Raw genomic sequence first — 19,215 nt, 5'->3', positions numbered from 1 at the left:
GTAGCAAGAAGGTGCATGCCATGACTTCCGCCTCCTCCCTGACCCGCGCCGTCGGGCGCGGCCTGCGCAAGCTGGCCGGCGCACAGCCCGAGCGCGCCTACCGCCTGTTCGATGTCACCCTCAAGCAACGCATCCAACTGAGCCCGTCGCTGAGCCGCCTGGTGTTCACCGGCCCGGACGTGGCCCGGATGCACACCCTGGCTGCCGATCAACGGGTCAAGTTGTTCTTCCCCGCCGCCGACGGCAGCCCGCCCGAACTGCCCAACGACCTGCACTGGAACGAAGCCCGCCGCGCCCTGGCCGAGGCCAGCCGCCCGCCCATGCGCACCTACACCATCCGTGCCCTGCGCCGCGAACAGGCCGAGGTGGATATCGATTTCGTACTGCACGGGGTCAACGGCCCCGCCTCGGCCTGGGCCACCCACGCCCGCACAGGCGACCGTCTGCAGATCCTGGCACCCAACCTGGCCTTCGCCGGCGACCCCGGGGGCTACGAATGGAACCCGCCCGCCGGGGTGCGCAACATTCTGCTGGTGGGCGATGAAACCGCCTTGCCAGCCATTGCCGGCATTCTCGAAACCCTCGCCGGGCAAGATGACCCGCCCCAGGTCGAAGCCTATGTAGAGGTGCCGCTGCAACAGGACTGCCTGGCCCTGCGCTGCAATGCCAGCACCACCCTGCACTGGCTGCCACGCGACCAGCAACAGCGTATCCAGGGCCAGGCCATGGTGCATGCCGTGACCCAGCTGGCCACCCTGCCCGCCAGACGCCCGCCCGCCGACACGCGCCTCGAGGAGGTGGACATCGACCAGCAGATCCTCTGGGAACGTGCCAGCGCCAGCCACCAGAGCTTCTACGCCTGGGTGGCCGGGGAATCGGCTGCGGTGATGCAGATCCGGCGCTTTCTGATCAACGAACAGGGCCTGGACCGCAACGCGCTGACCCTGATGGGCTACTGGCGCGCCGGGCGTACGTTCGAGTAGCACCAGCGGGGTTCAACAGGGCTCCCGGCGGCAGGCCGGGAGCCTTGGAAACATTTGCTTGCATTTTTTAGTGCAGGATTTCTGCTTCTCATTCGTCCTAACAATTACCACTGCACCCTTTCGAGCGAGCCTGAGCCCAGACACCCCGTGCTCCGGAACCTCATGCTCACCACACTCCGAATCGAAGTTGCCTGCCCAATGTCGAAAAAGTCACGTTCAAAACTCTGGTTTCTGGTCCACAGCTGGCTAGCCCTGCCGATCTGGTTCTTCGTGCTGATCGTCTGCTTCACCGGGACGCTGGCCGTGGTCAGCCAGGAAATCGTCTGGCTGGCGCAGCCCGAGGTCCGCGCCTCCAAACCCGACGGCGACCCGCCGATGCTGGGCTTCGACCAGGTGCGCGCCGCCGTCGAGGCCGCGCAGCCGGGGGTGTATGTCAGCACCATCGTGCGCCCGGACGAATCGCATTTCGCCCTGACCGTCAGCGTCACCTACCCCGACTCGCGCTCCACCACGCTCTACGTCAACCCGTACACCGGGGTGGTCCAGGGCGAGGCGGCGCAGTTCAACTTCCAGGCCTTTACCCGCGCCCTGCACGGCTGGTGGCTGGTGCCGTTCACCAATGGCTACAGCTGGGGCTGGTACCTGGTGTCGCTGCTGGGGCTGCCGATGCTGGCCTCGCTGGTCACCGGGCTGGTGGTGTACAAGCGCTTCTGGAAGGGCTTTCTCAAGCCGACCCTGCGCCTGAAGCACGGTGCGCGGATTTTCTGGGGCGACTTCCACCGCCTGAGCGGGATCTGGTCGATCTGGTTCATCGCGGTCATCTCGATCACCGGTACCTGGTTCCTGATCCAGGCGATTCTGTTCGACAACCAGATCTCGATTTCCAGCAACCAGGTGCTGCCGGTGATCGCCCGCGAGAACGTGCCCACCGCGCCCGCCGGCCAGCCGGCCCCGGTGCTGAGCCTGGATGCCATCGAAAAGATCGCCATCGACAAGATCCCGGGGCTGGACGTGAGCTTCATCAGCCTGCCGAGCAACGCCTACAGCCACACCGAAGTGGGTGGGCGCAGCTGGTACCCGCTGATGTTCCAGACCGCATCGGTCAACCCCTACAGTGGCGTGGTCGAGGCCCATGAGCTGCTGTCCGACCGCAGCAAGCTCGAATTCGTCACCGAGTCGATGCGCCCGCTGCATACCGGCGATTTCGGCGGTATCTGGATCAAGCTGATCTGGTTCGTGTTCGGCCTGCTGCTGAGCATGATGGTGCTCAGCGGCCTGCTGATCTGGACCAAGCGCACCGCCATCGCCACCGCCGCTGCGCTCAAGCGCAGCGAAAAACCGGCACGCGCCAAGCGCGCCGCCGCTGCCACCCCTACCCCTTCGGAGAGCCAGGCATGAGCAAGGCAATCGCTGCACAACCGCCTTCGCGCCTGCGCCAGTTCTGGCTGAAATGGCGTTTTCACATCAACATACTGCTGTTGTTGGTACCGCTGGGTTTCATGCCCAAGTACTTTGCTGATGCGGCCTTGTTTCGCGGTGACGTGGGCCTGGGCGAACGCGAGATCGGCGAGGTCCAGGTCGGCCCCTGGAGCCTGAAGCTGGCCGAGCTGCGCAACGAGGCGCCGCGCCAGGACGGGCCGGCCGGCTACATGAAGAGCTTCAACGCCAGCCTGTGCGAAGCCTGTATCCCACAGGTCAAGGCCACCTACCTGCGTATTGGCAAGCCGCGCAGCTTGCGCGCCGCCGGCGGAATCTTCTTCGGTTCCCCTTACCGCATGGGCGCCACGGTGCCGGTGCCGCTCAAGACCAGCCCCGACGCCGAACTATGGGTGACCATGGAAGGCTGGGACGGCAGCATGCACCAGGGTTCGGTCCCGCTCAGCAAGGCCTCGCCAAGCACTGTCGCCTGGCTTCAAAAACAAGGAGGCAAATGATGCCTGTTTCTGACCTGCTGCGTCGCCTGGGTGGCGCGGCACTGCTCACTTCGCTCGCCACCTTCAGCAACCTGGCGCTGGCCCACAACCCGATCTGCGAATGCAAGCAGATCGAAGGCGGCCAGATCCAGTGCATCGGCGGCTTTTCCGACGGCAGCGGCGCCCCCGGCGTAACCCTCGACGTGATCGGCTACGACGAAAGCATCCTGGTGCCCGGCAAGCTGGGCGAAGACTCCAAGCTCACCTTCAAGCGCCCCGATGCCGAGTTCTACGTGCTGTTCGACGCAGGCCCCGGTCATGTGGTGGAAATCGACCAGGCCGACATCGAGGCACCATGAGCACCCCGACCACGACCCAGACCATCCGCCCGGCCGGTGCCGGCCATGAAACGCTGTACGTGCTGCTGTTCTGCGCCCTGGTGCTGCTGGTGGCCGGCGCGGTGGTCAGCTGGCGCGGCGAAACCACCGAAACCAGCGAAGTGGCGGCCCATCAGTTCGATGCGCGCCGCGACCTCACGGCCGGCGAGCAAGGGGTATACGCCGACCTGCGGGTTACCCTGGAGGAGATCCAGCTGCGTCAGCAGGAAGAACAGCGCCTGCCCACCCCGGCCGAGCTGGATGCCGAGGGCTACGCCCCGTTCGCCCGCGACGCCAGCGCCGTGAGCCGTGGCGGCCACACCTGGCAGTTGCTCGAAGGCGGCGCCTACCTGGGGCTCAGCCAGGCCAGCGAAGTGGCCGGCTCGTTCCTGATGCGCCTGGGCGCACAGCCCGACAGCCCGGCCGATATCTGGCTCAACCGCAGCACCGACCTCACCGCCCCCCACGACCTCAGCGACGCCGCCTTGAGCGCTGCGGGCTGGCAACAGGTCGTCGCGCAATTCGATGCCGGGGTCACTCGCCAGCATCGGCACTGAACCCACGGATACACTTGAGAGAAGACCGCCTGCCCATGTCTATTTCATCGTTTCTGGTCAACCGCCGACGCATCCTGGCCGGCATGCTCGCCCTGTGCCTGGCGCCCCTGGCGCACGCCGAAGAGGCCAAGCGCCTGCGTATCGGCATCACCCTGCACCCCTACTACAGCTACGTGGCCAACATCGTCGGCGACAAGGCCGAGGTGGTGCCGCTGATTCCGGCAGGCTTCAACCCGCACGCCTACGAGCCACGCGCCGAGGACATCAAGCGCATCGGCACGCTGGACGTGGTGGTGCTCAACGGCGTGGGGCATGACGATTTTGCCGACCGCATGATCGAGGCCAGCGAAAAGCCTGGCGTGGCCACCATCGAGGCCAACGCCAACGTGCCGCTGCTGGCGGCCACCGGCATCGCCGCACGCGGCGCGGGCAAGGTGGTCAACCCGCACACCTTCCTGTCGATAAGCGCCTCGATCGCCCAGGTCAACAACATCGCCCGCGAGCTGGGCAAGCTCGACCCGGCCAACGCCAAGGCCTACACCGCCAATGCCCGCGCCTATGGCAAGCGCCTGCGCCAGCTGCGTGCCGAGGCCCTGGCCAAGCTCACCAGCGCGCCCAATGCCGACCTGCGCGTGGCCACCGTGCACGCGGCCTACGACTACCTGCTGCGTGAATTCGGCCTGGAAGTCACCGCCGTGGTCGAGCCCGCCCATGGCATCGAACCGAGCCCCAGCCAGCTGAAGAAGACCATCAACCAGCTGCGCGACCTGGACGTGAAGGTGATCTTCTCGGAGCTCGACTTCCCGTCCACCTATGTGGACACCATCCAGCGTGAGTCCGGCGTGCGCCTGTACCCGCTGTCGCACATCTCCTACGGCGACTACAGCGCCGAAAAGTACGAAAAGGAGATGACCAGCAACCTCGATACCGTGGTGCGCGCGATCCAGGAGGCCGGGGCATGAGCGCCATCGAGCCGATCACCCTTGCCAGCCAGGGCCCCGGCGTGGAGTTCGACGCCGTTGGCCTGACCCTGGGCCGCACCACCATCCTCGACCAGGTGAGCTTCAAGGTGCGCCCTGGCAGCGTGCATGCGCTGGTGGGGCCCAACGGCGGCGGCAAGAGTTCGCTGATCAAGACCCTGCTCGGCCAGATGCCCCACCACGGCCGCCTGAACCTGCACTGGGCCGGCGCCCCCGGCTGCATCGGCTACGTGCCGCAGGCCCTGGAATTCGACCGTGGCCTGCCGATGACCGTGGACGACTTCATGGCCGCCATGTGCCAGCGCCGCCCGGCGTTCCTGGGGCTGTCGCGCCACTACGCGGCGAGCATCGGCCAGGCGCTGGAGCGCGTGGGCATGCAGGACAAGCGCAAGCGGCGCATGGGCGCCCTCTCCGGCGGCGAGCGTCAGCGCGTGCTGCTGGCCCAGGGGCTGATTCCGGCGCCGCAACTGCTGGTGCTGGACGAACCGATGTCGGCGCTGGATGAAGCCGGCATCCGCATCTTCGAACAACTGCTGCTGGACTGGCGCACCAGCGGCACCACCGTGCTGTGGATCGAACACGACCTGGAGGCGGTGAAACGCCTGGCCGATCACGTCACCGGCCTCAACCGGCGCATCCTGTTCGACGCGCCGCCCGAGCAGGCCCTGCGCCCGGAGGCGCTGCTGCAACTGTTTTCCACCCACCCGCGCAGCGCTGCGGTGACCGGGAGCCACGCCTGATGAACTATGAAGAATTTCGCCTGATGATCCAGGGCCTGGCGTCCTCGGGCTACCTGCCCGAAGCCCTGGCCTATGGCTTCGTGGTCAACGCGCTGCTCGCCGGCCTGCTGATCGGGCCGGTGCTGGGCGGGCTGGGCACGCTGGTGGTGGTCAAGCGCTTTGCGTTCTTCTCCGAGGCGGTGGGCCACGCGGCCCTGACCGGGGTGGCCATCGGCATCCTGCTCGGCGAACCCTATACCGGCCCCTACGGCAGCCTGTTCGGCTATTGCCTGCTGTTCGGCGTGCTGCTCAACTACCTGCGCAACCGCACCGGGCTGGCCCCGGACACCCTGATCGGGGTGTTCCTGTCGGTGTCGCTGGCGCTGGGCGCAAGCCTGCTGCTGATACTGGCGGGCAAGATCAACGTGCACATCCTGGAGAACGTGCTGTTCGGCTCGGTGCTGACGGTCAACGGCAACGACCTGCTGGTGCTGGCCATCGTCGGCGCGCTGGTGCTGGGCCTGAGCCTGCCGCTGTACAACCGCATCATGCTGGCCAGCTTCAACCCGCAGCTGGCGGCAGTGCGCGGGGTGGCAGTGAAGACCCTGGACTACCTGTTCGTGGTGCTGGTGACGCTGATCACCGTGGCCGCGGTGAAGGTCATCGGCGCGATCCTGGTGGGCGCACTGCTGGTGATCCCGGCCGCTGCCGCCCGCCTGCTGAGCCAGTCGCTCAAGGGTTTTTTCTGGACCTCGGTGGTGATCGCCACCCTCAGCACCCTGAGCGGCATCCTGCTGCCGATCGTGTTCGACCTGCCGCTGCCCTCGGGCGCCGCGATCATCCTGGTCGCCGGCATGGCCTTCGCCCTGGCCGCCATCGCCCGTGGCACCCTGCCCAGCCTGAAAGGAAACATCGGATGAAGCCGACATTTCGCCAACTGACCCTGGTACTGGCCCTGAGCGGCGCCTTCAGTGTTGCCGCACAGGCCGCCGAAGCCGCGCGCCCGGTGCAGGTACTGGCGTCCCTGCCCATCACCTACGGCCTTGGCCAGTTGCTGCTCGACGGCAGCGAGGTGAAGCTGCAACGCGCCGCCGCGGCCAACCTGCCCGGCTCGCGCCAGACCGCCTACTTCAGCGGGCGTGGGGCGCCGGCCCTGCAGAAGCTGGCCGTGAACGCCGATGCGGTGATCGGCCTGCGCTCGGTATGGGCGGACGACCCGCTGTACCCGATGGCGCGGCGCAGCAATATCCGCATCGTTGAAGTGGATGCCGCACGCCCGGTGGATGGCAGCCTGCCCGGCATTGCGGTGCAGCCGGGGGCGCCAAAGGACGGCCTGAACAGCCAGCCGTGGCTGTCGAGCAACAACCTGGGGCGCATGGCCGACGTGACCGCCGCCGACCTGGTGCGCCTGGCGCCGGCCGCCAAGCCGAAAATCGAGGCCAACCTGGCCACGCTCAAGCAGCAGTTGCTCAAGCTCAGTGCCGACAGCGAAGCGCGCCTGGGCGAAGTCGACAACCTCAGCGTGGTAAGCCTGTCGGAGCGCTTCGGTTACCTGATCGGCGGGCTGAACCTGGAGCAGGTGGCCTACAGCGTACCCGCCGAAGACCAGTGGACCCCCGAGGCACTGCAGCAGCTGACCGCCCTGCTCAAGGACAACGACGTGGCACTGGTGCTCGACCACCGCCAGCCGAGCGAGGCGGTAGCTGCGGCAGTCGCCAAGGCCGGCAGCCGCCTGCTGGTGCTGGAGGGCGGCGGCGAAAATCCGGTGAGCGAACTGCAGGGCAGTATCGATGAAGTGATCAAGGCACTCGCCGCGAAGGCCTGAAGGTCGGCAAAAACAAAGCCCCAGTGCGCAACGCCTGGGGCTTTTCAGTTGCGCCGAACGCCCGCGTGCGCGCGATCAGCGCGCCGGCAGCGGTTGCGGCACCGGCAGCGGCCTGCCAAGCAGCACACCGACCACCACGGCGAACACCAGCGCCGCCACCCCGGCGCTTTGCAGCACCGTCTCGAAGCCGCCGATGAAGGCGTGCTGCGCCAGCGGCGCGAGGGTTTCGCGCAGTGCCGGGTCGACCATAGCCAGCGCTGCCGGCAGGTCACCGGCGGCAACCCGGGTGGCCATGTCGCCGACCTTGTCCAGTTGCCCAGGCGCCACCCCTGCCACCGCCTCGCGCAGCAACTGCCCGCTGCGCGCCGCCAGGATACCGCCCAGAATGCCGATGGCCAGCACGATGGCACCAAAGCGCGTGGTAGTGCTCAGGCCCGAGGCCATGCCGGTGCGCTCGCGCGGCACGCAGGCCATGATGTTCTTCTGCGTGTCGCCGTTGAGCAGCCCGGCCCCGGCGCCCAGCACGATGCTGGCCAGGGCGAAGCTCAGGTAGCCGCCATAGCTGGCCGCCGCGCCGCACAGCAGGTTGCCCGCGCCCACCAGCAGCAGGCCCAGGGCGAACACCTGGGCGCTGCTCAGCCGCGCCGACAGGCGCATGCCCAGGCGCGGGGTCAGCAGCATCGCCAGGGCAAACGGCAGCATGCCCGCGCCGGCGGCCAAGGCCGACAGTTGCAGGCCGTTCTGCAGGTACAGCGGCAGCAGGGTCATCATCACCTGGGCGCAGGCGGCGTAGGCGAACATGCCCAGCAATGCACCGATGAAGCGTGCGCTGCGCATCAGTTGCAGGTCGATCATCGGCCGCGCCTGATTGCGCTCCACCAGAATGAACAGGCCGAACAGGAACGCTGCGATCACCAGGCGCCCAAGGGTCTGGGCACTGCCCCAGCCGACCTGGTTGGCATCGATCAGCGCCCAGATCAGGTAGCCCAGGCTGCCGGCGAAGGTCAGGCTGCCAAACGGGTCCAGCCGCGCGGCGGCGCTATCGCGGGACTCCTCGACACTGCGCCGCACCATCACCGCCAGCACCGCCACCAGCGGCAGGTTGATGTAGAAGATCCAGCGCCAGCCCAGGGTGCTGGCGATCAGCCCGCCCAGCAGCGGCGCGAAGGTGATGGTCGCGCCCATGCACGCGCCCCAGAACGCCCAGGCCCGCATGCGCGCCTCGGGCTCGTGGAAGCGGTGGCCGATGGCAGCCAGTGCCGAGGTCAGCAGCAACGCCGCGCCCACGCCCTTGGCGGCCCGTGCGATGTCGAGGAACACCAGGGTGGGCGCCGCGCCGCAGGCCAGCGAGGCGAGGCCGAACAGGCCCAGGCCCAGTTGCAGCATGCGCCGGCGCCCGAAGCGGTCGGCCAGGCTGCCGGCGGGCAGCAGCAGTGCGGCGAAGGCCAGCAGGTAGGCGCTGACCACCCATTCGATGTCGGCGAACGAGCCGGACAGGTCGCGGGCGATGCTAGGCAGGCTGACGGCGACGATATTGGTGTCGAGGATGATCAGGGCGCACACGGCCGAAGCCGTGAACAGGGTGAAACGGGCGGAGGACATTGCAAGGCTCCCGTGCAAGGCGATCTGGGGCCAGTGTCGCGGTGTCCGAGCAGGCTGCCGCGACAGGGCCGGTGTAGCCACCGGATGCTCATAGGCGCAGCGGCTTTGCCGCCACGTCACGCATCTTGTAGTGTTACTACACATTACCGCCGCAACGGCCTGGCCTTGTTAGCCAGGATCGCCTGCGTCATTAGCCTGCAGCTAACGAGACCCCATGGAAATCCGCCATTTCCGCTATTTTCTCAGCGTCGCCCGCCTCGGCCACTTCACCCGCGCCGCCGAGCAACTGGGCATCGCCCCGCCGACCCTGAGCCGGCAGATCCAGGACATGGAAAGGCAGCTGGGTGTGCGCCTGTTCGAGCGCAGCCAGCGCGAGGTGTGCCTGACCGCCGCCGGCGAGGCGCTGCTGCCCGAGGCCGAACAGGCGGTGCGCCAGTTCGATGCCGCGCAGCTGGGCGCACAACGGGCCGGGCGCGGTGACGTGGGGCGTATCGAGTTGGGGTATGTGGCCTCGGCAGCCTTTTCGGGGCTGCTCCAGCAGCAGGTGACGCGCTTCAGCCAGTCGCACCCGGGGGTGGTGCTGAACATCCGCGAGCAACCCATGGCCGAGTCCCCCGCGCTGGTGCGTGACGGTGTGCTGGATATCGCCTACGTGCGCACGCCGATGGACCTGCCCGACGAACTGGTCGCGATGGACCTGCACGAAGAAGGCTTTGTCCTGGCCCTGCCGGCCAGCTCGCGGTTGAACGAGCTGCCGCAGATCATGGCCGCACGCCTGGCCACCGAAACCTTCATCTTGCCCGAGCAGATCTCCGGCACCCTGGCCGTCGCCGCCCAGGGTGGCTTCGTGCCGCGCCTGGGGCCGCAGCCGGGTAGCCTGGTGGCGGTCATCACCCTGGTTTCGCTGGGCCAGGGCGTGGCGCTGGTGCCCGAGTCGGTGCTGCAACACATCACCCTGCCGCAGGTCAGCTACCGGCGCATCGCCGACAGCCAACCCACCTCGTGCCTCACCGTGCTGCATCGGCGTTTCGAGAAGGCGCCCGCGGTGATGCGCTACATCGAGGCCCTGCGCACCGGCCAGGGCTGATCGCACCCGCGCGCCTTACAGACGCTGCAGGGCCGCCGGCACGGCGCGGGCGAAGCGCTCGGCCACGTCGTCCACCTGCGCGGCGGTAATGATCAGCGGCGGCAGAAAGCGCACCACGCAACCGTTGCGCCCACCCAGTTCGATGATCAGCCCGCGCTTGAGGCATTCGTTCTGGATCAGCGAGGCCAGCTTGCCGAACCCCGGCGCATGCCCCAGCGCATCGGCGGCCCCTTGCGGGTCCACCACCTCGACGCCGAGCATCAGCCCGCGACCGCGAATGTCGCCCAGTTGCGGGAAGTCGCGCTGCAGCACCGCCAGGTGCTCGCACAGCCGTGCGCCCATGGCCTCGGCGTGGGCAGCCACGTCGTGTTCCTTGAGATAACGCATCACCGCCGAGCCTGCAGCCATGGCCATCTGGTTGCCACGGAAGGTGCCGGCGTGGGCACCCGGCAGCCAGGTGTCGAGCCAGTCGCGGTACACCACCACTGCCAGCGGCAGGCTGCCGCCGATGGCCTTGGACAGCACCACCACGTCCGGCACGATGCCGGCGTGCTCGAAGGCGAACATCCTGCCGGTACGGGCAAAGCCGCTCTGGATCTCGTCGACGATCAGCGCCACGCCCGCCTGCTCGGTGATGCGCCGCACGCCGCGCAGCCAGTCGAGGTCGGCCGGGATCATGCCGCCCTCGCCCTGCACCACCTCGACGATCACCGCCGCCGGCAACTGCACGCCGCCTTCGGGGTCGCTCAGCAGGTTTTCCAGGTAGCGCAGGTTGACCTGCACGCCCTGCTCGCCGCCCAGCCCGAACGGACAGCGGTAGTCGTAGGGGTATGGCAGGAACTGAACGCCGTTGCCCAGCAGCGCGCCCATCGGTTTCTTCGGCCCCAGGCTGCCCATCAGGCTCAGCGCGCCCAGGCTCATGCCGTGGTAGCCGCCCTGGAACGACAGCACCGTGCTGCGCCCGGTGGCAGTGCGTACCAGCTTGAGCGCGGCCTCCACCGCATCGGTGCCGGTCGGCCCGCAGAACTGGATCCGGGCCTGGGCGCTGAAGGCCGGTGGCAGCAGGCCGAACAGGTCCTGCACGAACTGGTCCTTGACCGGCGTGGTCAGGTCCAGGGTATGCAGCGGCAGGCCGTCGGCCAGCACCTGCTGGATCGCCTCGATCACCACCGGGTGGTTGTGGCCCAGGGCCAGGGTGCCGGCGCCGGCCAGGCAGTCGATGAACTGGCGGCCCTCGACGTCTTCGACGTAAAGCCCCTGGGCACGCTTGAGCGCCAGCGGAATGCGCCGCGGGTAACTGCGTGCATTGGACTCCTGCTGCTTCTGTCGCGTCAGCAGCGGCGAATCTTCGAAGTGATAAAGCGTTTCGCCAGGCTCGTCGGCTGAAGAAGCCGGCTGTGCCTGGGCAAGGCAGGTAGCGACTGACATCGGAAGTAACCCTCGCAAGCAAGCGGATGGTCCCGCCACGCGCCGATGGCCAGCGTTGTGTCGGGATGTGTACTCGCTTGAAAGACGCACCAACGCCCTGCGGATTTAGCGCGCGGGGCGGTCTTCTAGAAGGTTTTGTGCATCAGTTGCAGGTGCAGGCCATGAAATCCCAGCGCCTCACCGCTGGGCGAATAACCCAGGCGTGCGAAAAAATCCTGGGCCGAGGCGGTGCTGTACAGCGATGCATGGGTACAGCCCCAGCGGCGCAAGGCGTGTTCCAGGTCCAGCACCAGTGCCCGACCGATGCCATGCCCTGTGTAGTCGCGCTGCACGAAGCACTGGCAGATCTCGCCGCTGCGCAAGGCCAGCGCGGTAGCCACCGGGCGACCCTGCCAGCGCCCCAGGTTCAGGTACAGGGCCGGGTCGCCCAGCCAGTCGGTGATCTGCGCACGCTGCTTGCTGCGCGACCAGGCGTCGATCACCTGCAGGTCACCGTGATGGTCCTGGTCGGCTGCGGTGGCGATGCTCTGCTGCATCAGCCGCTCGATCAGGGCGGCCTCGGCCGGCCGGGCCCTGGCAATGCGAATCCGTTCGTCCATGAGTGCTCCCTGGTGCTGTGCGGTCCACACCTTACGGGGGCGACCGGCGCCTGACGAGGCCGGCGGGGTTACATTTGATGTGCACGCAACGGCATCTGCAGCAACACGCGCAAGCCGTCGGCGTGGCTGTCGAACGTCAGCGAGCAGGCGCAGCGCTGCACGATCGCCTGCACGATCGCCAGGCCCAGGCCACAGCCTTCGCTATGGCCATTGCGCCAGAAACGCTGGGTCACATGCTGCAGGTTCTGTGCATCGATGCCCGGCCCATGGTCGCGTACCAGAAAGCCCACGGTGTTCGCCTCGACCTGAACCTGCAGCTCCACCGGCGCATCGGCGGCGCTGTGGCGCAGGGCGTTGTCCAGCAGGTTGCGCAAGGCCGCCACCGCCAGCGCCGCGGGCATGTCGGGAAACACCTGGGCCGCCGGCGCCGCAGCCTGCAGCACGATGCGCCGGTTGTCGCCCAGGCCCGCATCCTGGATGGCCTGGCGGGCGATCTGCTCGGCGCTGTACTGCACGCCATCATCGAACGACAGGCTGCCCTCCACCCGCGCCAGCAACAGCAGCTGCTCCAGGGTACGGTGCAGGCGATCGGCGCCCTGCTCGGCATGCTCCAGGGCCTGCTCGCGCACCTTGCCATCGGTCATGCGGGCCACTTGCAGGTGGGTCTTGATCGCCGTCAGCGGGCTGCGCAGTTCATGCGCGGCATCGCCGGTCAGGCGCCGTTCGCGCTCGATGGTCTGGCCGATGCGCTGGAACAGCTGGTTCTGGGTTTCGAGCAACGGCTGCAATTCGCTGGGCAGGGCACGCACCTGCAACGGCTCCAGCGAATCGGGGCTGCGCCTGCGCAGTGCGTCGCGCATGCGGTTGAGCGGCGCCAGGCCCTTGCCCACCCCCAGCCACAGCAGCCCGAGGCTGCCCAGCAACGCCACCAGCACGGGTGCCGAGGCCGCCAGCAGGATCGAGCGGTTCAGCGCCTCGCGCTCCAGGTGCCGGTCGGCAGTGGTGATGCGCACATCACCGCGTGCATAGGTGAAGCTGCGCCACAGTGCGCCATCGATCATCTGGTCGTGAAAGCCGCTGCGCTGATCGTCGAGGGTCTGGTCGGCATGGTTGTGGCTGCGCGCCAGGATCTCGCCGCGCAGCGAGCTGACCTGGCAGGCCATGCCGTCGGGGATGCTGAACTGGTCGGTGCTCAGGCGCGTGCCCTCGCCCTTGCTGGTCAGCGGCTGCGGCAACTGGTCGATCAGCCCGGCGACCATGCGCGCCGACGCCACCAGGCGCTGGTCGAGGGAGAACATCATCTGCTGACGCAGGTCGCACAGCATCCACGTCGCGGCCAGGGCCCAGATCAGGATGAAGGCAGTGCCCAGAATCAGGCTCAGGCGCAGGCGCAGGCTCATCGTTGCAACGCCTGCGGCACCTGGGCCGGCCCCAGGCGATAACCCAGGCCGCGCACGGTCTCGACGATGCCGTTGCCCAGCTTGCGGCGCAGGTGATGGATGTGCACGTTCAGGGCATTGCTTTCGACCTCGTCGCCAAAGCCGTAGACGCTGTCCTTGAGCTGCTCGCTGGACAGCACCCGGCCGCGGTTCTGCAGCAGGGCCTGGAGCAGCGCCTGTTCGCGGCGCGACAGGTCCACCGGCTGACCGGCCAGGTGCGCTTCGCAGCTGGAGGGGTCGAAGCTCAGCGGGCCGTGTTCGATGACGTTGACACAGCGCCCGGCCACGCGGCGCAGCAGGGTGTGCAGGCGCGCGGCCAGCTCGCGCAGATCGAAGGGTTTGAGCAGGTAGTCGTCGGCGCCGGCCTGCAGCCCGTCGACCCGGTCGGTGACCGCATCGCGCGCGGTCAGGATCAGCACCGGCAGGCTGTGGCCCTGCTGGCGCAGGCGTTGCAGCAGCTTGAGGCCGTCTTCGTCGGGCAGCCCCAGGTCCAGCACCATCACGTCGAAATGCGCGGCCTGCAGCATCGCCCGCGCCGCACTGGCGCTGGCCACGCGGTCGACGGTCAGGCCCTGGGCACTCAGGCCGGCAATGATGCCGCTGGCGATCAGGTCATCGTCTTCACAGAGCAGTACGTGCATGGGGCGGGCTCGGTCGTTGGCAGAAAGGCCCAGTGGGCCACAGGCGGATTAACCGGGGATTATGCCGCGCCCAGGCGCACACGTCGCCTGCGAGGCGACGGCTGCCCATCGGTTAACCCTGGGTTAATCCATGCCGGTCAGTCTTGCGGGCTTATCGCACTGCCAAGGCGTCGACATGCGCGTATTTCTGCTAGCCCTGCTGTGGCTGTTCAGTTCGCTGAGCCAGGCCCAGCCCTTCAACAACCCTTTTGCCCAGAGCGAATTCCTGCCCGTGGAAAAGGCCTTCGTGTTCAGCAGCGAGCGCCTGCCCTCGGGGCAGATGCGCCTGCACTGGCAGATCAGCGACGGCTACTACCTGTACCAGAAGCGTCTGAAGTTCGACGGCCTGGCCCCCGAGGCGGTACCACCATTGCCGCCGGCCCTGCCCCACAGCGACGAGTACTTCGGCGAAACCCAGGTGTACCGCGGCGAACTCGAGCTGCTGATACCGGCCAACGCCACCGGCCAGTTGCGCATGGGCTGGCAGGGCTGTGCCGACGCGGGGCTGTGCTACCCGCCCCAAACCAGCCCGGTCGACCTGGGCGGGCAGGCCGCTGGCGCCGAGCAGGCCAGCGACCAGGCCCTGGCCGGCAGCCTCGGCGAACACCCGCTGGCCTGGAGCCTGCTGGCCTTCTTCGGCCTGGGACTGCTGCTGGCCTTTACCCCCTGTTCGTTGCCGATGCTGCCGATCCTGGCCGGGCTGGTGATGGGCAACGGCGCCAGCACCCGCCGCGGGCTGGTGCTGGCAGGCGCCTACGTGCTGAGCATGGCGCTGGTGTATGCCGCCCTGGGCGTGGTCGCCGCACTGCTTGGCGCCAGCCTGCAGGCATGGCTGCAGCAGCCTTGGCTGCTGGGCAGCCTGGCCGCGCTGTTCGTGCTGCTGGCCCTGCCGATGTTCGGCGCCTTCGAGCTGCAGCTGCCCACCTTCGTGCGCGACCGCCTGGAGCGCGCAGGCCGCAACACCCGTGGCGGCAATCTGTATGGCGCGGTACTGCTGGGGGCCTTGTCGGGCCTGCTGATGGGGCCGTGCATGACCGCCCCGCTGGCCGGCGCGCTGCTGTACATCGCGCAGAGCGGCAATGCCGTGCATGGGGCGCTGGTGCTGTTCAGCCTGGGGCTGGGCATGGGCCTGCCGCTGTTGCTGCTGGTGACCGTGGGCAACCGCTACCTGCCACGTCCGGGGGCCTGGATGAACCGGGTCAAGGCGGTGTTCGGCTTCGTGTTCCTGGGCATGGCGCTGTACACCCTGCGCGCGGTGCTCGACCCTGCGCTGTGGCTGGGCCTGTGCGGGGCCTGGCTGATCGCGCTGGCCTGGGGCGCCTGGCCCGCGGTCCACACCCTGCGCGCCCTGCAACCGGCCGTGCTGCTGGCGGGCCTGTGGGGCGCCTTGCTGGTGGTGGGCGCGGCCGGTGGCGCGAGCAACCTGCTGCAGCCCCTGCAACCCTATGCCGGTGGCACCGGCAATGCCGTGGCTGCGCCCCACGCCGACGCCTTCACCACGGTGCGCACCCCGGCCGAGCTGCAGGCGCAGCTGGACGCCGCCAAGGCCCAGGGGCAGTGGGTGTTCCTGGATTACTACGCCGACTGGTGCGTGTCGTGCAAGGTCATGGAAAAACAGGTGTTCGCCCGCCCCGACGTGCTCGCCGCGCTGGAAGGCGTGCGCCTGGTACGCCTGGACGTGACCGCCGATGCCCCGGCCAGCCAGCAGCTGCTGCAGCGCTACCAGGTGCCCGGCCCGCCGAGCATGCTGTGGATCGGCCCCGAGGGTGACGAGCGCCGGGCCAGGCGCATCACCGGTGAAGTCAACGCCGCCACCTTCCTGCAACACTGGACCGCCACCCGGAGCCAAGGCTGATGCTGACCGTTAACCTGGGCCCCCTGACCATCGCCCTCGACCACCTGCTGCTGCTCTGCGCCCTGGGCCTGGCCACGCTGGTGGGCTGGCGGGTGGCCAGGCGCGGCGGCGACAACCCCGAGGCCGCACTGTTTCGCCTGTTCCTGCTCGGCCTGCTGTGCGCCCGGCTGGGGTTCGTGGCGCGCTACTGGTCGATGTATGCCGAAGACCCGGTGCAGATCATCGACATCCGCGATGGCGGCTTTTTGCCCTGGGCCGGCCTGGTGGCGGTGCTGCTGGGGGCGGCCTGGTACGCCTGGCGCCAGGCGAGCCTGCGCCGGCCACTGGGCTGGGGCCTGTTCAGCGGCACGCTGTTCTGGTTGCTGGCCAGCTGGGCCAGCCACCTCTACGAACAGGGCACGCAACTGCCGGACCTGGCCCTGCGCGATGCCCAGGGCCATTCGGTGGCGCTGCACAGCCACCGCGGCCGGCCGTTGGTGATCAACCTGTGGGCCACCTGGTGCCCGCCGTGCCGGCGCGAGATGCCGGTGCTGCAACAGGCCCAGCATGATTATCCGGACGTGACCTTCCTGTTCGTCAACCAGGGCGAAACCCCGCAGATCGTCACCAACTTCCTGGCCACCACCGGCCTGAACCTGTCCCATGTACTGTTCGATACCGGTGGCCAGCTGGCCCAGCAGGTCGGCTCCATGGCGCTGCCCACCACCCTGTTCTACGACGCCGAGGGGCGCCTGGTGGGCAGCCACCTGGGGGAGCTGTCCCGTGCCAGCCTGCGCCATGCCCTCGAATCCTTCGACCGCGATACCGCGCTCGCTCCCACCGTTCCAGCAAGGACGACACCATGAAAGTTTCCGCCATTACCCTCGCCCTGGGCATGTTCGCCACCCAACTGGCCGTCGCCGAAGAATTGCCCAAGGCCGTGCAGCAGATCGAGGCCAAGGGCGCCAAGGTCACCGGCAGCTTCGATGCGCCCAATGGCCTGAAAGGCTATGCCGCGCAGTTCCAGAACCGTGGCGTGGCCCTGTACCTGACCCCGGACGGCAAGCACGTGCTGGTTGGCAGCCTGTTCGACGAACAGGGCCAGGACCTGAGCGAGGCGCCGCTGGAGAAGCTGGTGTATGCACCCATGGCCAAGCAGGTGTGGGCCAAGCTCGACAAGACCGCGTGGATTGCCGATGGCAAGGCCGATGCACCGCGGGTGGTGTACCTGTTCAGCGACCCCAACTGCCCGTACTGCAACATGTTCTGGCAGCAGGCACGGCCGTGGGTGGACTCGGGCAAGGTGCAGTTGCGCCACATCATGGTCGGCATCATCCGCGCCGACAGCCCGGCCAAGTCGGCCGCGTTGCTGGCCAGCGCCGACCCGCAGAAGGCCTTGCAGACCCATGAAAGCGCGGGCAAGGCCAGCACCCTCAAGCCGCTGGCGAAGATTCCGGCGCAGGTGCAGGCCAAGCTGGATGCGAACCTGGCGCTGATGGAGGAGCTGGGATTGTCGGCTACGCCGGCGATCTTCTACCTGGATGACAAGGGGCAGCTGCAGACCCAGCAGGGTGCGCCGCGGCCAGAGATGTTGGGGAAGATACTGGGCAAGCGTTGAGGTTGTTGGGACGACAAAAACCTGAAGCCGGGCACCAGGGCTGGCGATGCAAATCCCACAGGCCATGGCCTGCAGGATCGGTGTTGTCAGCCTTGTTTGTTCGGCCGAAGATCGCAGTAGGGCCATCATGGCCTTTGGGGGTTGGGGTGGCGCTACAGCATCACCAGCGTCAACACCACCAGCAACGGCAACAGCACCGCACACGACCACGCCATGTACCCGAAGAAGCTCGGCATCTTCACCCCGCGCTGCTCAGCTATCGCCTTGACCATGAAGTTCGGCGCGTTGCCAATGTAGGTCATCGCCCCCATGAACACCGAACCCATGGAGATCGCCAGCAAGGTCTGCGGCATGCGCTCCATCAACACCTGCGCATCCCCAGCCGCCATGTTGAAGAACAACAAATAGGTCGGCGCATTGTCCAGGAAGCTCGACAAGGTCCCGCTCAACCAGAAGTACATGCTGTCGATCGGCTCGCCCTGCGCACCACTCACGCTCGCCACCAACCACGCCAACTGGCCGTCACTGCCGGCCCGCAATATCGCAATCACCGGGGCAATGGTGAGAAAGATGCCCGCAAACAACTTGGCCACCTCGACGATCGGCCCCCAGTCGAACTCGTTGGCAACCCGCAGGCCGCGCGGGGTGAACCACAACGACAGCAAGGCCAGTACCACCAGCAGGCCGTCACGCAACAGGTTCTGCACCTCGACCCGAGTGCCCATCAGCTCGACGCCAATCCCCGGCTTCCAGAGGCCCGACATCAACACCGCCAGCACCACGCCCGCCAACAGCAGGAAGTTGCGCTTGCCCAGCAGGCGCAACGGCGCATCCGGCGTCGGGTCTTCGGCCAGCATCTCGTTTTCGCGGCGATAGTAGTAGCGGTCGATCAGGTAGAACACGCCCAGCAACGGCACCGCCAGCAGCACCACCGGCAAGGCCATGTGCTGCAGGGTCCAGGCAAAGCTCACACCCTTGAGAAAACCCAGGAACAACGGCGGGTCGCCCAACGGGGTCAGGCCGCCGCCGACGTTGGCCACCAGAAAGATGAAGAACACCACCACGTGCGCGGTGTGCTTGCGGTTGTCGTTGGCACGCAGCAGCGGGCGGATCAGCAGCATCGCCGCCCCCGTGGTGCCCATCACCGAGGCCAGCACCGCCCCCAGCGCCAGCAACCGCGTGTTGAGCCACGGCGAGCCATGCAGGTTGCCCTCCACCACGATCCCGCCCGAAATGGTGAACAGCGCAAACAGCAGGATGATGAACGGCAGGTACTCGGCCAGCAGTACGTGCACGCCCAGCCCCAGGCTGGCGTGCCAGCCGAAGGCAAAGCAGAACGGCAGCGCGAACAGCAGCGTCCAGCCCAGGGTGATCTTGCCGAAATGGTGATGCCACAGCGGTGCGGCCACGATGGGCAGCAAGGCGATGCTCAGCAGGATGCCGGCAAACGGCACGCCCCACAGCAGGCCCATGCGCGCGCCATCGACCTCGGCGGCGCTGGCGATGCCCGGCAGGCACAGCAACAAGAGGGCCGCCAGCAGCGACAGACAGGAACAACCACGAAACAAAGCAGG

At 67.7% G+C, this 19,215-nt stretch carries 19 protein-coding genes; 13 read left to right on the top strand and 6 right to left on the bottom strand.

Annotated features, from left to right (window positions below; translation table 11 throughout):
- Positions 1–20: 20 nt before the first annotated feature.
- From KH389_RS09150 to KH389_RS09110, 9 genes are all read left to right on the top strand, one after another.
- Positions 21–983, top strand: a complete 963-nt coding sequence (locus KH389_RS09150; RefSeq protein ID WP_104572903.1) for a siderophore-interacting protein — start codon at positions 21–23, stop codon at positions 981–983.
- A gap of 198 nt (positions 984–1,181) precedes the next feature.
- The gene (locus KH389_RS09145; RefSeq protein ID WP_213607241.1) at positions 1,182–2,381 is read left to right on the top strand and encodes a PepSY-associated TM helix domain-containing protein; all 1,200 of its coding nucleotides are present in this window, start codon (positions 1,182–1,184) and stop codon (positions 2,379–2,381) included.
- A complete protein-coding gene (locus KH389_RS09140; RefSeq protein ID WP_078480229.1) occupies positions 2,378–2,917 on the top strand; it encodes a thiamine pyrophosphate-binding protein in 540 nt (179 codons plus the stop codon). The genes KH389_RS09145 and KH389_RS09140 overlap by 4 nt, the downstream gene beginning before the upstream one ends.
- The gene (locus KH389_RS09135) at positions 2,917–3,255 is read left to right on the top strand and encodes a hypothetical protein (protein WP_058542015.1); all 339 of its coding nucleotides are present in this window, start codon (positions 2,917–2,919) and stop codon (positions 3,253–3,255) included. The genes KH389_RS09140 and KH389_RS09135 overlap by 1 nt, the downstream gene beginning before the upstream one ends.
- Complete coding sequence (locus KH389_RS09130) at positions 3,252–3,830, top strand: DUF6162 family protein (protein ID WP_054915566.1); 579 nt, start codon at positions 3,252–3,254, stop codon at positions 3,828–3,830. The genes KH389_RS09135 and KH389_RS09130 overlap by 4 nt, the downstream gene beginning before the upstream one ends.
- A 35-nt stretch (positions 3,831–3,865) precedes the next feature.
- Complete coding sequence (locus tag KH389_RS09125; protein WP_078480231.1) at positions 3,866–4,792, top strand: metal ABC transporter substrate-binding protein; 927 nt, start codon at positions 3,866–3,868, stop codon at positions 4,790–4,792.
- Positions 4,789–5,550, top strand: coding sequence for a metal ABC transporter ATP-binding protein (locus KH389_RS09120; protein WP_213607240.1), 762 nt, complete (start codon positions 4,789–4,791; stop codon positions 5,548–5,550). The genes KH389_RS09125 and KH389_RS09120 overlap by 4 nt, the downstream gene beginning before the upstream one ends.
- Entirely contained in the window at positions 5,550–6,449 is a 900-nt protein-coding gene (locus KH389_RS09115; protein WP_043862407.1) for a metal ABC transporter permease, read from the top strand. The genes KH389_RS09120 and KH389_RS09115 overlap by 1 nt, the downstream gene beginning before the upstream one ends.
- Positions 6,446–7,354 carry a metal ABC transporter solute-binding protein, Zn/Mn family gene (locus tag KH389_RS09110; RefSeq protein WP_043862406.1) on the top strand — a complete coding sequence of 303 codons (909 nt, stop codon included), beginning with the start codon at positions 6,446–6,448 and terminating at the stop codon, positions 7,352–7,354. Before KH389_RS09115 ends, KH389_RS09110 begins: the two co-directional genes overlap by 4 nt.
- Positions 7,355–7,429: 75 nt before the next feature.
- Here the strand turns inward: KH389_RS09110 and KH389_RS09105 are convergent, their stop codons facing one another.
- A complete protein-coding gene (locus KH389_RS09105; RefSeq protein WP_054915568.1) occupies positions 7,430–8,956 on the bottom strand; it encodes an MFS transporter in 1,527 nt (508 codons plus the stop codon).
- 214 nt (positions 8,957–9,170) lie between these two features.
- Between KH389_RS09105 and KH389_RS09100 the strand changes: the two genes are divergently transcribed.
- On the top strand, positions 9,171–10,043 hold the full coding sequence (locus KH389_RS09100) for a LysR family transcriptional regulator (protein ID WP_100634398.1): 873 nt from the start codon (positions 9,171–9,173) through the stop codon (positions 10,041–10,043).
- A 15-nt stretch (positions 10,044–10,058) separates the two neighbouring features.
- Here the strand turns inward: KH389_RS09100 and KH389_RS09095 are convergent, their stop codons facing one another.
- From KH389_RS09095 to KH389_RS09080, 4 genes are all read right to left on the bottom strand, one after another.
- Positions 10,059–11,471 carry an aspartate aminotransferase family protein gene (locus KH389_RS09095; RefSeq protein WP_213607239.1) on the bottom strand — a complete coding sequence of 471 codons (1,413 nt, stop codon included), beginning with the start codon at positions 11,469–11,471 and terminating at the stop codon, positions 10,059–10,061.
- Positions 11,472–11,596: 125 nt separating this feature from the next.
- Positions 11,597–12,070: a GNAT family N-acetyltransferase gene (locus KH389_RS09090; protein ID WP_043862402.1), complete on the bottom strand. Its 474-nt coding sequence runs from the start codon at positions 12,068–12,070 to the stop codon at positions 11,597–11,599.
- Between the two features lie 68 nt (positions 12,071–12,138).
- Entirely contained in the window at positions 12,139–13,470 is a 1,332-nt protein-coding gene (locus tag KH389_RS09085; RefSeq protein WP_213607238.1) for an ATP-binding protein, read from the bottom strand.
- Entirely contained in the window at positions 13,467–14,150 is a 684-nt protein-coding gene (locus tag KH389_RS09080) for a response regulator (protein WP_043862400.1), read from the bottom strand. The genes KH389_RS09085 and KH389_RS09080 overlap by 4 nt, the downstream gene beginning before the upstream one ends.
- A gap of 175 nt (positions 14,151–14,325) precedes the next feature.
- Between KH389_RS09080 and dsbD the strand changes: the two genes are divergently transcribed.
- The 3 genes from dsbD to dsbG are packed head-to-tail and all read left to right on the top strand — an operon-like array spanning position 14,326 to position 17,641.
- Complete coding sequence (dsbD, locus tag KH389_RS09075) at positions 14,326–16,044, top strand: protein-disulfide reductase DsbD (RefSeq protein ID WP_210015285.1); 1,719 nt, start codon at positions 14,326–14,328, stop codon at positions 16,042–16,044.
- Entirely contained in the window at positions 16,044–16,889 is an 846-nt protein-coding gene (locus KH389_RS09070; RefSeq protein ID WP_213607237.1) for a TlpA family protein disulfide reductase, read from the top strand. Before dsbD ends, KH389_RS09070 begins: the two co-directional genes overlap by 1 nt.
- The gene (gene dsbG / locus KH389_RS09065) at positions 16,886–17,641 is read left to right on the top strand and encodes a thiol:disulfide interchange protein DsbG (RefSeq protein WP_213607236.1); all 756 of its coding nucleotides are present in this window, start codon (positions 16,886–16,888) and stop codon (positions 17,639–17,641) included. Before KH389_RS09070 ends, dsbG begins: the two co-directional genes overlap by 4 nt.
- 152 nt (positions 17,642–17,793) lie before the next feature.
- Here dsbG and KH389_RS09060 read toward each other — a convergent pair whose 3' ends face one another.
- Positions 17,794–19,167: a sodium:proton antiporter gene (locus KH389_RS09060; RefSeq protein ID WP_229590412.1), complete on the bottom strand. Its 1,374-nt coding sequence runs from the start codon at positions 19,165–19,167 to the stop codon at positions 17,794–17,796.
- Positions 19,168–19,215 lie beyond the last annotated feature (48 nt).

The organism is Pseudomonas qingdaonensis (assembly GCF_018398475.1).
Classification (GTDB): Bacteria; Pseudomonadota; Gammaproteobacteria; order Pseudomonadales; family Pseudomonadaceae; genus Aquipseudomonas; species Aquipseudomonas palmensis.
This window is presented reverse-complemented; position numbering and strand designations above follow the sequence as displayed.